This window comes from Pyrinomonas methylaliphatogenes (assembly GCF_000820845.2).
GTDB classification, from domain to species: Bacteria; Acidobacteriota; Blastocatellia; order Pyrinomonadales; family Pyrinomonadaceae; genus Pyrinomonas; species Pyrinomonas methylaliphatogenes.
In genome coordinates this window covers 1-14,111 of sequence record NZ_CBXV010000004.1, presented here as the reverse complement: position 1 = coordinate 14,111, position 14,111 = coordinate 1, and the positions used below count along the sequence as shown (strand labels likewise).

Below are 14,111 nucleotides of genomic sequence, written 5' to 3'. Positions count from 1 at the left end.
CCGCTTTGTTCAAACTTCGAACCGACTTGACAGAATCGCGGAGGTTCTCGAAGAAAGGTTCACGAAGTCCGAAGGCTGCCTGCTTTATGAAGACTCGCATCCTCTTTGTCGAAGATGAAGACCGCCTGCGCCACCTGCTGCTGGAAGCAGCCGCGCTCGACCAATACGAAGCCGAAGGAGTGGCCACGGCCGAGGAGGCTTTGGAGCGGCTCGGGCAGAAGAGTTTCGACGTTCTGGTCACGGATATCGCCTTGCCGGGCATGTCCGGGCTCGATCTTCTGCTCCATTTAGAGCGCGTTTCGCCCGGCATCGTCACGATCGTGATGACCGCCTATGGGACGATCGACATCGCCGTCGAGGCGATGAAACGCGGCGCGATCGATTTCATCACCAAACCCTTTCAACTCGACACGCTCTCGAGCGCGGTTCGCGTCGCCGCCGAACGCGCCATTGCGCGCAAGCGCCCCATCGTCAATGGCAATGGTGCCCGCAAGACTCAGATCATTACGGAATCTCCGGCGATGCGGCGCGTGCTCGAACAGGTGCGCGCCATCGCCCCGTTCAACACTACGGTGCTTATCACCGGTGAGACTGGAACGGGCAAAGAGGTCATCGCGCGCGCCATACACGAACAGAGTCCGCGGCGCGATCGGCCATTTGTCGCGATGAACTGCGCCGCCGTGCCGGAGCAGCTTCTCGAAGACGAACTCTTCGGCCACGTCAAAGGAGCCTTTACCGGCGCGCACACCTCGCGCGAAGGTCGCTTTGAACAAGCTCAAGGAGGCACGCTCTTTCTCGACGAGATCGGCGACATGAGCTTGCCGCTGCAGGCCAAGCTGCTGCGCGTGCTGCAGGAGCGCGAATTCGAGCGGCTCGGCAGTTCGCGCACGGTGCGCGTCGATGTGCGCATCATTGCGGCGACGAGCGCTGATCTCGAACAACGCATCGCCAACGGACAATTCCGTTCCGATCTCTACTACCGGCTCAATGTCGTCCATCTGAAGTTGCCTCCGCTCAAGGACCGTCCGGCGGACATCCGCCCGCTGGCCGAACATCTTCTACGCAGCTTCTGCCAGACGACGGGGTTGCCTTTGAAGGCGATCTCGGATGAAGCGTGGCAAGCCATCATGTCCTATCGCTGGCCCGGCAACGTCCGCCAGTTGCAGAACGCGATGGAGCGGGCGGCGGTCCTTTCCGGCGAGCGGACGAAGATCACGCTCGAAGACCTTCCCGAAGAGGTGCGCGGCGGCGCGGCAACGGGCATTTCGCCCATCTCAGCTTCGGCGGCGCTCGCTGAGGCGGCGATACCGGACGAAGGGTTGAATTTCGAGGCGGTCGTCTCGCAAGTTGAGCGCGAGCTATTGCTCCAATCGCTAGCCAAGACCAATGGCAACAAGATGCAAGCGGCCAAGCTGCTCAACATGAAGCGCACGACCTTCGTCGAAAAGCTGAAGAGGTTGCAGATCAACACGGAGGAAGGGACGTGAGCGCCATTTGAAGCTGCGTGCGCTGTGACGCTCACCGGTCTCTTCAGCGATTTTAAGCCAAGCGATCGCATGCGATCGGCAGTCTCCGCCCTTCATTAAGATAAGCGCTCACCTGATGGCGCGCCTGTTTTAAGAGCGCCAACTGTTCGCCCGTCTTCTGGCGCATGAGGATGAGCGCCGCGCGAGTTTCCGCGTCTTGGGCCTGTATCTCCATCGCAAGCTCGATGGTCCGACTGGCCCATTCATTCTTCAGTCCGGGCGCGAGATCCTCGCCCATCTCTGCGCGCAATTCGGCCAACTGGCGATGATAGACCTCCAATCGCTCCCCGAGCGTCGCCCGTTCGCGAACCGTTTCGAGCAGAGCGGAGAAATCCTCGCGTTCGAGCGCGGCGGCTTCGCGCCGTGAAAGCTCGAGCAAGCGTTCGAGGTCGCGACACTGCGCGATCAGCAGTTCGATGAGCGAATCGGCGTGGGCATTGATCTTCTTCAAAGCCATTGGTTAAAAGTTGATCTACGGGCGCGCTAGAACAGGCTGATCGGCATGTGGCGAGAGGACCGGTGAGGCGACGAGTTGAGAGGCGCGCGCTTCCGCCCAAGCGTCGCGCACCGGAACGAGTAGATCCGCCGCGCGACTCATCAGCGCGGCATCGAGCGTAGCGCTCGCGCGCAACACGAGGGCAGAGATCTGACCGTAGAAGCCATCTAACGTGCGGGCCACCTCGCCACCGCGTTCGAAATCTAAGATAGCCTGCAGATAGGCGATGATATCGAGCGCGCGGCTCGTGTGTTCGGCCTTCGCAATAAGATCCTTGTTTTCGATGTCAGTGACGGCCAAGCGCAGGAAACGGATCGCACCATCATAGAGCATGATGATCTGTTGCAACCGATCCGTTTCAGCGTTGGCTATCTTCCCATAGCTTGCCAGCGCGTGCGTCTTAACGGGTATCATCTTCTTCCCTTCGATCCGACGTCTCGGCTATCTGCCCTTCAACGTCCATTTGATTTATCGGCAATCGCTGCCGCGAGCTTGAATCCTTGTCGCAAGCTCGCTATTTGTTATTGCTCTGCGGTTGCAACGATTTGATGATGTTGCTCAGAGCCGTCCCCTGCCCGTTCAACTGGCTGATCGCGGCATCGACGGCGGCAAACTGTCGCGTCAAGCTCTGGCGCAAGGCGTCGAGTCTCGCCTGTTGATCCGCAATCAGCTTGTCGAGGCGCGAAACAGAATCGGTGTAACCTTTGATGGCCGATTGCACCGAGCCTGAGATTTGATCGCTCATCGAAGAGCTTACCGTCAAGATCTGATCGGCGAGCCCAACGTTACTTGAAGTTTTCCCGGCTAACAGCGCGATCGTGTCGCTGAAAGCGTTCCTCAATCTGTCGTCGAGTTTCGCTTGATCGAGCGTCAGCTTGCCCTGCTCATCGCGCCCGATCCCTATTTCGGTCAAGTTCGTGAAAGCTCCGCCGTCATTCACAGCCGAGGCCGACAACGCATCGCGCAGATTGCGTTGCACGGCGCGCAAAGTCGCGTCGGCAGCGAGCGGCCCGCCCGCTTTACCCGATGGATCGTTCTGTTGCGACAGGATGAAATCCTGCACGGAATTATAGGCGTCGACGAAGGCTTTGATCTTATTGGCGACCGCTTGCGTGTCATTCGCCACGCTGACGGTTGTCGTCCCTGTCGCCTTCAATTCGAAAGTGACGCCGGCGACGAGATCGGAGATCTTGTTCGTCGCGCGATGGACCACCAACCCATTGATCGAGACCTCCGCATCGAGCTGGGAATAGTCAGCTGGCGAGCCGAGCGAATTGAGCGTGCGCAAGTTCAGATTAGCATCGGTTCCCGTGCCGCTCGTCTCCACCAACTCGACGCGATTGCTCGCGCCCGTCTCGGTCGAAGTGAGCACCAATTGATATTCCGTGCCGTTGCCGCTCGTATCAACGATCGTTGCCGTCACGCCAGCATTTGCCGCGTTGATCGCATCGCGCAATCCCGCTAAGCTATTGTTCGTCGTATCGATCGTGATCGTCGGCCCACTTGAAGCGCCGCCCTTCCGCAATTCAAATGTCGCGGTTGTTGCGCCCGCGGCCAACACCGGATCGTTCGGCGATGAGAAGGAGCGCGAAGCTTGCGCAAACGCCGTCGCCAGACGAGTGACGGTCAAGTTGATGGTCGCTGGCGTCGCTCCGTCGCTCGCGGTAACCGTCGCGACGGAAGTATTGGATGAGGTGGCCGCGCGCGTGGCGGAGAGCGTTTCGTCTGAAAGGGCGCGCACCGCGTCGGTCAGCTTGATCAAGCGTGAGTTGAGTTCGCGCAAAGCATCGACGCGCGCCTGAATCGTGCTCCGCTGCGATTGCAACTGCTGGAGCGGAAGGCTGCTGCGCGCGACGATCGCGTCGATGAGGACGCCGAAATCTATGCCGCTGCTGTAGCTTGTCAGACCGAGATTGCTATTCGAGACGCTGTTGCTCGCGCCAGTGATGCTTGCCATAGAGAAACCTCTTCACGCCCGCCGATTAAAGACTTGTCCCTGGAGTTTGCCGAGCTCTGCCGAGAGCCGGAGCATAGCTTCGGGCGGGATCTGGCGTAACATCTCCCCCGTCCGTTCATCGAAGACCTGGATGACGATCGCTCCGGTCTCATCATCACGGCTGAACTTCAACGCGATTTGAAATGGCTGAAGCAGATCGGCAAGCTTCTCGAGCTTTCGCCAATCGCCCTCTGGCGCAGGCAGTTCATTTCGAATGGGGCTCGCGATCTTTGACGACTGGGGTGGAGATGAAAGCGCCGCCTGTGCGGTCCCGGCCAAATTAGCCCCATTGCCATGATATGAGGTCGAAACAGCCAAACTCGTTCCTGTGATGGCCATGCTCATACGCCTTCGCTTCCGCAAAAGAACGATCGAGAACGACTAATGTGCTAGAGCGAGCCCCGTGGCGAAGCTCGCTCTAGCATCCTTACCCCCTTGTCGAAGTCGTCGCCCACGCCACTATCGGAGCAACGAAAGCACCGCCTGGTTCGATTGATTGGCTTGGGCCAGAGCGGCCACGCCAGCCTGTTGCAGAATCGTCAAGCGCGATAGATCCGACGCTTCCGCCGCGATATCGGCATCGCGGATGCGCGATTCCGCCGCTTGGAAGTTGGTCAACTGCGAAGTCGCCAGATCGATCGCCTGCGCGAGGTTGTTCTGACCGGCACCGACTTTACCTTGCACCACGCCGAGCGTGTCGACCGCCGTCCTGATCGTTTGAATTGCCGTCGTGGCGTTCGCTTGTGTGGAAATGTCAATAGTCGAGGTATAGGTACCGCCAGAATAAGTGGCAAAACCCAATCCGGCAGCATCCACGTTGACACCCGAAAGGTCAATTGTTACCGAGTTGTTGCTTGAAGTGGCCGTCGTACCGCCGCCGATGAACACGTTCAGCGTTTTGGCGAAGCGATCCCAACCGGGATCAGTAGCATTGTTGCTCGCCAAACCGATGTTTTGCGCCTGGCGGGAGATCTCCGCCACAACCTTCTGAAGTTCGTTGTTGAGCGTGTTGCGATCGCCCGTGAATGTATCTGACGCCGATTGCGTCGCCAGCGTCATGGCGCGGTCGAGCAGTGTGGAGATCGTCGCCAAACCGCCATCGATGATTTGAAGCGTTGAAACGCCATCGTTCGCGTTGCGAATGCCCTGGCTAAGCTTGGCGATATCGTTGCGAAACACGTTGGCGATGGCTAAACCGGCCGCATCATCTCCGGAATTATTGATGCGCAAGCCCGAGGAGAGGCGTTGCAAAGTGCGGTTGAGTTTGGCCGATGTGGCGGACAAACGCGATTGAGAGTCGAGTGAAGCTAAGTTGTTGACAAGCGAGAATGACATTAGTGTTCCTCCGTGAACATGTTTTTAAGCCGCCGCGTCCGTGCGTTGGCTTCCGTTCCGTTTTTGTGGGAGCGCATCATGCGTCCCGTTTCAACCATCTTATCGGAGAGAGAGGGCGCGAACTTTAGCGCGCCTCGGAAGATTTGCTTCATCTATCCTTGGCGTCATCCTTGCGCAACTGGGCCGCGACTCGTTCGATCATCTCTCGATGCAAGCCTTGCGCTTCCGCCGCCGCACGGTTCGCCCGCTCGATCTCAGCGAAGACTTCGAACCGGTGGACCGAAGTCGAGCGCGGCGCGGTGATGCCGAGGCGCACCACGTTTCCGTTGATCGCCAAAACTTCGATGACGATCTCGTTACCGATGACCACCTTCTCTCCGGCGCGTCTGGAAAGTACGAGCATGCACCTGCCACCTATTTTCCAATCGAAGGCGCGATCTTAAGCGGCGAGAGCGACCGGTAATGGATGATCTACGCGATAATCGCTCTCGGTCAGGACGACTTGCGTGCCGCGCATCGAGCGCGGCGAGATGATGAGCGGCGCGCGCAGGTTCACCGTCGAACTGCGGAGATCTCGACCAACGACGACGATGCTCAACATCAGCGGCTTCTCATCTTCGCCGAGTCCGATTCGATCCCTGAGTTCAGCTGGGAAGCTCGGCGCGTAGCCGGGGAAGAGAGCGCGCGGATCGACGACGAGGAAAGCGAGCCGTTCATCATCGAGCGGCACGAGCCACAGGAACGGTTCGACGTCCGTCTGTTTGACGAGCACCATCCGACGAAGCCGCGGCAACCCGATCAACCCTTCTGCAAAGTTGATCACGTCCGATTCTTCGTAGGCGAGCGACGCTCCCTGGATCTTCACTTCTGGCATGATCCAATCAACCGAGGATGTCAACGATCGAGTTGCGATTGAGCCGCGCGCTCTGTGTGATCGCCTCGATCAAGTTCGAAGCCTCCGTGAATCTGACCGCCGCTTCGGCGAAATCCGCCGATTCGAACTGCTGCGCGATCGTCTCGAGTGAGAGATTGTCCGCATCGAGTCGTGAACCGACGGACTCAACCCGTTCCATCGCGACGCCTAACCGCGTGCGCGACGCTTGAACTTGGCTGGTCAGCGCCTTGAGCCGCCCCATGGCGTTTTCAAGCGTCGCGCGATCGGCGACCGGATCGCCCGTTCCGCGCAGAGCCGTCGCCGCCGCCGAAAGAAGATCGAAGATCGAACCGGAACCATCGCTGAAGACATCTTCGGCCCGCACGCCCGTAATGACGGGCGGGGCGTCAGGCTCGATCTGCAACAGTTGCTCGCTCGACGGGGTCGGAGCCGGAGCGCCCGTCGAATCGAAAGGCGGTTGATCTTGGCGCGTGCCGCCGAACAGATATTCATCCCCATGCTTCATCTGCGCGATGCTGAGCGCTCGCTCGCGCAATCCGTCGATCTCCACGGCGAGAGATTGGCGCGCGTCCTGGGTCGTGAAATCCGACAACCCTTGCGCCAGAAGCGCGCCCGCGCGGTCGAGCAGCTGCTCGTAGGATTCGAGCGCATTGTCGCCGACGCGCAATTTCTCATCCGCTTGCGTGACCGTCTTCTTGAACTGTTCGAGCGCAGCCTGCGACACGCGGATGTTCATCACCTTTTCCGCCCCGACCGGATCGTCGGACGGGCGATTGATGCGTTTGCCGCTCGCGATCTGTTCCTGCGCTTTGGCTTGCCTCTGGCGCGCGGTCGCAAGCTGTTCAATCAATCGCGCGCTCATCAACGAATCTGTGACACGGAAAGGCATCGGAACTGCACTCCTTGGATTTTTGAAGTCTCACTGGCCCAGCGCGATCAGAGTCTGCGTCATCTCGTCAGCGACCTTGAGGAAGCGCGCCGCGGCTTCGTAAGCTCGCTGATACTGCAACAGATTGATCGCCTCCTCGTCGAGCGAGACGCCCGAAACGCTCTCGCGTTGCGCGGTGACCTGCGCGACGATCGCTTGTTGAGCGGCGAGATTATCCTCCGCCGTGCGCAGCATGTCGCCAGCATCGGTGACGATCGAGGCATAGATCGAGGTGAACGAGCCGGTCCGCGTCCCTACGGTCTGCGTCGAATCCGAAATGAGATTGGCGATCGCGCGCGCCACCGACGCATCGCCGCTTCCGGCCCCGGCGGCTGCTGCGACGACGCGGCGAGGGTTGTTCTGTAGGTTCTGGTCCACCGCGATGTTCGCGGCATTGATCGGCATGGCGTTCGCCGCGACGAAGAGAACGCCGCCAGCGTTGCCGTCCAAATCTTCGCCCGATGAGTGAAGCTGATTGACGCGCGCGGCGAACGCGGCAGCCAGATCGTCGAGCGCCGTGAGATGGCCATCGACGGCGCCGACAGCGTTCAGCAAACCGCCGATACGCCCGCTATCGATCGTGATCGCCTGTCCATCAAGGGTCATGGTCGGAACGCCGTTCGGCACGCCGATCATGCCCAGCTCAAACGCGCGATCGTTAAGGACCAGCGCTCGACCATCACTGAAGGTGAGCGTCACCATCCCGTTCGGGTTCTCCGTCGCGCTCACCCCGACCAGTTCCGCCAACCGCTTGATCGCCTCGTTGCGCTGATCCTCGAGCGCCGAAGTATCCGTGCCGGCGCCGCTGTTTGCAGCGATCTGCCGATTGAGGTCCGCTACCTGCGCCGCCACCCTATTGACCTCATCGACGAGCGAAGACATCTCGCTCTGCACATCTTGGTAGACGGACAGCAACCGCGCGCGCGTTTGATGGAAAGCGTTCGTCAACTCGACGGCCCGCGCGATGACCGAGGTGCGCAGGGGCACCGATGTCGGATTAGCTTCGAGATCGCGGAATGCGCCGAAGAAGTTGGTCAGCGCTTGTTGAATGCCGCCGTTCGTCGGATCGCCGAAAGCGTTCTCGATGATGGAGAAGGTATCGCGTTCAGCGTTCAATCGCCCCGCGATCGCCGTCTCGCGCTGCAACCGCGCTTCGATGAAGCGATCGCGCATCGCGCGCACGCCCTCGACGACAACGCCCATTCCGATCTGAATCGAGCCGGTCCCCGAAGGCGGAGCGGGCGCGAGCAGGAGCTGTTGGCGCGCGTAACCGGGCGTGTTGACGTTGGCGATGTTCTGCCCCGTCACCGCGATCCCGAGCTGTTGCGCGCGCAGCGCACGTCGTCCGATCTCAAATGCCGAGAAGTTTACGCCCATTTAGTCGAACCTCGCGTCAGAGGAAGGCTATAGGTGACTGGCCGCACGCCGTGCATCTCCATGCAGGCAGCGGTGAAGACCGAACCGTTATTCGCTAGCGTCGCCGCGCGCCGGCGAATGCGCTGGAAGCTACGCGCCGCGTCGAGAAGCTCCGCCGAGGCTTTTTCGAAAGCCGCCCGCGCTTCATCGCTGATCGGAGCCGGATGAGCGGAACGCGCGTCGGCGAAGGCGGCGAGCGTGTTGACCAATTCGACCAACCGCGCGCGCATGCGGAGCATCTCGGCGTCGCCCGCCCGCACGACCGACTCGATCGCCTCGGGCACATCGCGCGCGAGCGCAACCATCAACTGCGAGCAGATGGAACTTAACCGGCCATAAGCGGCGATCTGTTCGGTCATCAATGTCGCGGCTCGTTTAAGAAGTTCGTCTTGCATGGCGCACGGGAAAGTGAAACGATTGCAGCTTCAAGATCTCCGACTCTTCAATTCCGCCTCGTGCCGGATGATCGCCTCGGCGATATCCTGCGGCGACGGATCATACCGCCCTGACTGGACCAAGCGCCTCAACCCCTCGACCTTATCTTCGCGGATATCTGCCGTTTCGCGCGCTCGCTTCGTGAGTTCTTGGATCTTCGCCGCGCGTTCCGACAAACTGACGCGATCGGATTCTTCACCGCGCCGCGCTTCATCCATCCGCTTGATTTCGGTCGAACGTTCAACCGCCCGCGTCGGGTTGACGCGCGTTTGGTCCACGTCCGGACTGCTGTTCAGATCGACTCTGTTCATCTGCTCCTCCATTGCGGCGTTCGAGAGATCTTCGGGCCGGTGCTCTCTCAAGCCACTTATCGGCTCGCCGTGGCCAAATCATTAGCCCTTCGCCCCTCGACCTCGCGCAACGGATCGACGCGCCTTCCCGCTTCGATCACTTCGAAATGCAGGTGCGGCCCCGTCGCTCGCCCCGTAGAACCAACCGTCGCAATGGTTTGACCTTCGCGCACGCGCTCGCCCGAATGGACCAGAAGGCGTTCGGCATGCGCGTAGAGCGTCCTTCGCCCATCCGCATGTTCAATGATGATCGTGTTGCCGTAACCGCGCCGTTTCCCGGCGAAGACGACCTTGCCATCGCCGGCAGCCTCTATCCGCGTTCCGCGCGGAGCGGCAAGATCGACGCCAGCGTGATGGCGCCTCCGCCCGTTGATCGGATCGCGGCGCAAGCCGAAGAATGAACTGATGCGCCCCCACAGAGGCAGCTTCAAATGCGTCTCCGTGGCCTTTTCATCTGCGCCCGTATCGGCGAACACGCGCCGCGGGCGCACAAGTTTTTCGATGCTTTCGGGCCGCGCCTCCGACGCGGCGCGTGAATCTTTCGTCGCCGTGCCAGCTTCAGTTGCCGCGCCTTCCGTGTGTCCTAGACGCATCCCTTCGCGCGCGCGTTCGATGAGCGTCGGCTTCGATGTCGTCTCTTCGAGCTTGAGACTTTTCAGGATCAGATCGGCGATGCCCACTCCTCCGCCACGCGCCGCCGCACGCGCGATCTCCTCGCCGAACATCTGGTGATAGACGCCGCCCGCGCCGCTGCTGAAAAGGCTTTCTTCATCCTCATCTTCCGAAGGCACGAGCGCAGAAGTTATCTGATTGAGCAACAGGGCTTCGAACTCCTGCGCCGCACGCCGCGCCTTGGCGTGCCGCCGTGAAGCCTCGACCGATGTGGGAACGGAATCCGTAATGTGAGCGATATCCATCTTGAATCGGAGCGAACGATATGGAGCCTTCCGCGAAATCTTTCACTGCATCTCTAGATCCGCCGCGAGCGCTCCGGCGGCTTTGATCGCCTGCAAGATGCTGATGATGTCGCGCGCCGAGACTCCGACGGCACGCAAACCGCGCACGACCTCATCGACCGTCGCGCCATCGGGTAGGATGACCGATTCGGGCTTCCGCTCTTTGACTTCGACGGTCGTGCGCGGAACGACCGCCGTCTCGCCGGTTCTCGACAGCGGACCGGGTTGCGAGACCTCGTACTCGGTCCCGATGCGCACGGTGATGCCGCCTTGCGAGATGGCGACCGACGAGAGCCGGACATTGCCGCCCATCACGATCGTCCCTGTGCGCTCGTTGATGACGACCTTGGCGACCGTATCCGTTTCGACGCGGAGAGATTCGAGCTCAGCGATGAATCCGACGCGATCTCCTTGCCAATTGGTCGGCAAGAAGACCTCGACGTTTCGCCCATCCAGAGCCTGCGCGGTGCCTGAGCCGAATTTGGCGTTGACGGCGCGGGCTAGACGCGCCGCCGTGGTGAAATCATCTTGGCGCAACACCAACGTCAATCGTCCGCCCGGTGCCAGACTGGTCGCCACTTCGCGCTCGACGATCGCGCCGTTCGGCACGCGCCCGACCGTCGGATGGTTAACCTCGACCGAGTTGCCCTGCTCGCCCGCCGAGATTCCGCCGACTGAGACTGGTCCTTGCGCCATCGCATAAACCTGCCCGTCTATGCCGCGCAAGGGCGTCAGGACGAGCGTGCCGCCCTGAAGCGAACGCGCATCGCCGATCGATGAGACGGTCACGTCGATCTTCGTCCCCGGGCGCGCAAAAGGCGGGAGCGTCGCCGTCACGAGCACGGTCGCCATGTTTTCGGGCCGGAGCGCATCGGTTGTCACCGTCAATCCCATGCGCTCGAGCAGATTCTGCAAAGTCTGCCGCGCATAGAGGTTCTGCTGCACGCGATCGCCCGTGCGATTCAGGCCGATGACGACGCCGTAACCGATGAGCTGATTTGAACGCACGCCTTCGATCTCGGCGATATCTTTGACGCGCACCGTCAAACGATTGACGTTCTGCGACGCGGCCCAAACGGTTCCCAAGAGCGCCCATAAGATGATGGCGAAGAGCTTCTTCACGCTCACGCGATCGCGCGGATTGCCTTCCCTCGTGCGCGATTTTCGCGCTTTTTTCCAGAGTCCGCTCATAATCCGTCTGCCCTCAGAATGGCGCGATCTTTTCGAAGAGCCGGAAGAGCCAACCCGGCGCATTGTCGGCAGAGGCAACTCCCTTGCCGTTCAACTCGACGCGCAGATCGCCGATCGCCGTAGTCGGCACGGTGTTGTCCGCCGCCACGTCGCGCTGACGCACGATGCCAGCCAGCAAGAGCGTCTCCGTCTCCTTGTTGACCCGGACCAGTTTGCGCGCCTCGATGCGCAGATCGCCGTTCGGCAACACTTCGACGACGCGCGCGACGATGCGCGCTCGCACGTTGCTCTGCCGCTCAGTCGAACCGCTCCCCTCATACTTACGCGACCCTAACGCTCCCAACACGCCAGCCGCAATGCCAGCCCCCGGAATGGGCAACGCTCCCGCCGCCGTGACGAGTCCGCCGAGCGTGCCGGAATCGCGCGAACGCTTGGCGCCGGATGTGACGGAAGCGGAGACATCCTCGACGACATCGACGAAGACCAGATCTCCGACTCGGCGCGGTTTGAAATCGCTGTAAAGATCCGTGATCGGTGAGGTCTGCACGAAGAGCGAACCGTTGGCCACTGAAGTTTGACTTTCGATCATCGTCTCGGCCCGCCCATTCGATTCACCTCTTTTAGCCGTCCCCTTCTCTTGCGCCCGCCCCGCGCAGATCAGAGCGCCGATGACGATCAAAGCCCACAAATTTCTTCGTCTCATCGCTGAACTCCTCGATACTCAGATTCGGACGCCGTAAGCTCAAAAGCGGACGCTGACGACGCCTTCATCGACGACGACCGCTTGCAACAAAGCTCCGGATTGCAGGTTCTTCACCGTAATGCGATCGCCGATCCGTCCCGAAGCGCGCGCTTCGCCCAGAACGACGACGCGCACGCGATCGCTCTCGCCCTCGATACGCACCTGATCTCCGGGCCGCACGACGATCTCCGAAAAGAGCGCATCCGTGGTGATCGCTTCGCCTTTGGCTATCAAGCGGCTCGCGGACATTCCGCGAAGTTGCTTCTCATCGCGGAGATAGTGCGTGAACGGCCGGTTCAAGCGTCGCACCTCGATCGTCACGTCATCTTCCCGCACGCGCCTGTTGGCGACGATGTCGCGCGCGGCGACGAGCACGGGCGCGTAAGCTTCGACTTGCGCCATGACGGTCAGACGGCGAAACACGCGCCCGTCGACCGAGATCTCGATCGCGAGCGGGAAGGGCGTGAAAAGATCGCGCACGCCGCCGACAGTCGCCCGCACCTCCACTTGTCCTGCCGGCACTTCGATCTGCGGTGGCAGGTCCAATCTCGCGAGGCGCGCTGTCACCCCGGCAGCCTGAAGTTCTGCGAGCGCGGCGCGTTCGGCTGATGCGCGTATCAACTCCTCATCGAGGAGCTGCGAAGCGCGGCGCACGACGACGTAAGAGGGCCCGTCGAACTGGACCTCTTCCGAACGGAAGCCAGCGGCCATGATCGCGCGCGCTATCTCGGCGCGGCCCAATTGACGCGCAGCTCCGATCGCCGGCGCGTAACCGAGCGAGATGGCCCGCAGCCGCGCCGCGTCCTGTTCATCTGTAGCGCGCACTTCGGCGATCTGTTCCAGCGTCAGAACGTCCGCTTGCGCCACCGCCTCGGAGCGCAGACGCACAATCGCGCGCACCTCTTTCTGCGCGCCGCGCGCCTGAGAGGCGACGAGGATGGCGAGCGTAGCCAGCGTGATGATGCGCGAGATCATCGTCGGATTACGACACCGCTTGATTGATGGTCGCGAGCATGCGATCGGCAGCGGTGATGACTTTCGAGTTCGTCTCGTAAGCGCGTTGAGCGGCGATCATCTGGACCAGCTCTTCGACAACGTTGACGTTCGATCCTTCGACGAACCCTTGATTGATCCGGCCCAATCCGTTGGAATCCGGCGTCCCTACGGTCGGCTGGCCCGAAGCTGCCGTTTCGCGAAAGAGGTTGCGTCCGATCGCTTCTAGCCCGGCGGGATTGGCGAAAGTCGCAAGTTGAATCTGTCCGACCGTCTGCGCGTTGGCTTGCCCTGGCATCGTGACGCTCACCGTTCCATCGGCTCCGATGTTGATCGAAGTGGCCTCGCGCGGGATCGTGATTGCCGGCTCCAACGGTTCGCCGGTCGCCGTCACGATCTGCCCTTCAGCGTTCAGGTGGAAGGATCCGGCGCGCGTGTAGGCGATCTCTCCGCTCGCCAAGCGGACCTGAAAGAAGCCGCTCCCCTCGATCACGAGATCGAGCGGATTCTCCGTCTGCTGAAAATCGCCCTGCAGGAAGATCCGTTCGCTCGCGATGGCGCGCGTGCCCAAACCGATCTGCAACCCGACGGGCAGCGTCGTTTGCGAATTGGCCGCCGCGCCCGGCGTGCGCAAGTTTTGATAGAGGATGTCTTGAAACTCCAAGCGCGTGCGCTTGAAACCGACGGTAGAGGAGTTTGCGAGGTTGTTGGCGATGTTATCGATCTGCTGTTGCTGGGCCATCATCCCAGTCGCTGCCGTATGTAAAGCTCTGCTCATGAGATCTCTCCTTTCGATTTGAGGTTCTTCGACACGCCCGCGGGGCTTTACAGTTTGCCGAGTTCGTTCGAGAT

At 61.0% G+C, this 14,111-nt stretch carries 17 protein-coding genes; 1 reads left to right on the top strand and 16 read right to left on the bottom strand.

The genetic code is table 11. From position 1 onward, the window contains the following. Window positions 1-86 precede the first annotated feature (86 nt). The gene (locus PYK22_RS04590; RefSeq protein ID WP_041974977.1) at window positions 87-1,487 is read left to right on the top strand and encodes a sigma-54-dependent transcriptional regulator; all 1,401 of its coding nucleotides are present in this window, start codon (window positions 87-89) and stop codon (window positions 1,485-1,487) included. A 52-nt stretch (window positions 1,488-1,539) separates the two neighbouring features. Here the strand turns inward: PYK22_RS04590 and flgN are convergent, their stop codons facing one another. From flgN to flgG, 16 genes are all read right to left on the bottom strand, one after another. After that, entirely contained in the window at window positions 1,540-1,983 is a 444-nt protein-coding gene (gene flgN, locus PYK22_RS04585) for a flagellar export chaperone FlgN (RefSeq protein ID WP_041974976.1), read from the bottom strand. Window positions 1,984-1,998: 15 nt separating this feature from the next. Beyond that, on the bottom strand, window positions 1,999-2,436 hold the full coding sequence (gene fliS / locus PYK22_RS04580) for a flagellar export chaperone FliS (RefSeq protein ID WP_060635339.1): 438 nt from the start codon (window positions 2,434-2,436) through the stop codon (window positions 1,999-2,001). Window positions 2,437-2,536: 100 nt separating this feature from the next. Further along, complete coding sequence (gene fliD / locus PYK22_RS04575) at window positions 2,537-3,979, bottom strand: flagellar filament capping protein FliD (RefSeq protein ID WP_041974974.1); 1,443 nt, start codon at window positions 3,977-3,979, stop codon at window positions 2,537-2,539. 12 nt (window positions 3,980-3,991) lie between these two features. After that, complete coding sequence (locus PYK22_RS04570; RefSeq protein WP_162199794.1) at window positions 3,992-4,357, bottom strand: flagellar protein FlaG; 366 nt, start codon at window positions 4,355-4,357, stop codon at window positions 3,992-3,994. Window positions 4,358-4,477: 120 nt separating this feature from the next. Then, window positions 4,478-5,353 carry a flagellin N-terminal helical domain-containing protein gene (locus PYK22_RS04565; protein ID WP_041974972.1) on the bottom strand — a complete coding sequence of 292 codons (876 nt, stop codon included), beginning with the start codon at window positions 5,351-5,353 and terminating at the stop codon, window positions 4,478-4,480. Between the two features lie 148 nt (window positions 5,354-5,501). Beyond that, window positions 5,502-5,756, bottom strand: a complete 255-nt coding sequence (gene csrA, locus PYK22_RS04560) for a carbon storage regulator CsrA (protein ID WP_041974971.1) — start codon at window positions 5,754-5,756, stop codon at window positions 5,502-5,504. Between the two features lie 36 nt (window positions 5,757-5,792). Continuing rightward, the gene (gene fliW, locus PYK22_RS04555) at window positions 5,793-6,227 is read right to left on the bottom strand and encodes a flagellar assembly protein FliW (RefSeq protein ID WP_041974969.1); all 435 of its coding nucleotides are present in this window, start codon (window positions 6,225-6,227) and stop codon (window positions 5,793-5,795) included. Window positions 6,228-6,234: 7 nt separating this feature from the next. Then, window positions 6,235-7,137, bottom strand: coding sequence for a flagellar hook-associated protein FlgL (gene flgL, locus PYK22_RS04550; protein ID WP_083437609.1), 903 nt, complete (start codon window positions 7,135-7,137; stop codon window positions 6,235-6,237). Between the two features lie 30 nt (window positions 7,138-7,167). Then, the gene (gene flgK, locus PYK22_RS04545; RefSeq protein WP_041974965.1) at window positions 7,168-8,553 is read right to left on the bottom strand and encodes a flagellar hook-associated protein FlgK; all 1,386 of its coding nucleotides are present in this window, start codon (window positions 8,551-8,553) and stop codon (window positions 7,168-7,170) included. Further along, on the bottom strand, window positions 8,544-8,951 hold the full coding sequence (locus PYK22_RS04540; protein WP_157770675.1) for a hypothetical protein: 408 nt from the start codon (window positions 8,949-8,951) through the stop codon (window positions 8,544-8,546). Before PYK22_RS04540 ends, flgK begins: the two co-directional genes overlap by 10 nt. Window positions 8,952-9,017: 66 nt before the next feature. Then, complete coding sequence (flgM, locus tag PYK22_RS04535; RefSeq protein ID WP_157770674.1) at window positions 9,018-9,338, bottom strand: flagellar biosynthesis anti-sigma factor FlgM; 321 nt, start codon at window positions 9,336-9,338, stop codon at window positions 9,018-9,020. 56 nt (window positions 9,339-9,394) lie between these two features. Further along, the gene (locus PYK22_RS16370) at window positions 9,395-10,294 is read right to left on the bottom strand and encodes a peptidoglycan DD-metalloendopeptidase family protein (protein ID WP_060635337.1); all 900 of its coding nucleotides are present in this window, start codon (window positions 10,292-10,294) and stop codon (window positions 9,395-9,397) included. A gap of 42 nt (window positions 10,295-10,336) precedes the next feature. Next, complete coding sequence (locus PYK22_RS04525; protein WP_083437608.1) at window positions 10,337-11,524, bottom strand: flagellar basal body P-ring protein FlgI; 1,188 nt, start codon at window positions 11,522-11,524, stop codon at window positions 10,337-10,339. 13 nt (window positions 11,525-11,537) lie between these two features. Continuing rightward, window positions 11,538-12,227, bottom strand: coding sequence for a flagellar basal body L-ring protein FlgH (locus PYK22_RS04520; protein WP_060635336.1), 690 nt, complete (start codon window positions 12,225-12,227; stop codon window positions 11,538-11,540). Between the two features lie 39 nt (window positions 12,228-12,266). Then, window positions 12,267-13,241, bottom strand: a complete 975-nt coding sequence (gene flgA, locus PYK22_RS04515; protein WP_041974961.1) for a flagellar basal body P-ring formation chaperone FlgA — start codon at window positions 13,239-13,241, stop codon at window positions 12,267-12,269. Between the two features lie 7 nt (window positions 13,242-13,248). Further along, the gene (gene flgG / locus PYK22_RS04510; protein ID WP_041974959.1) at window positions 13,249-14,037 is read right to left on the bottom strand and encodes a flagellar basal-body rod protein FlgG; all 789 of its coding nucleotides are present in this window, start codon (window positions 14,035-14,037) and stop codon (window positions 13,249-13,251) included. Window positions 14,038-14,111 lie beyond the last annotated feature (74 nt).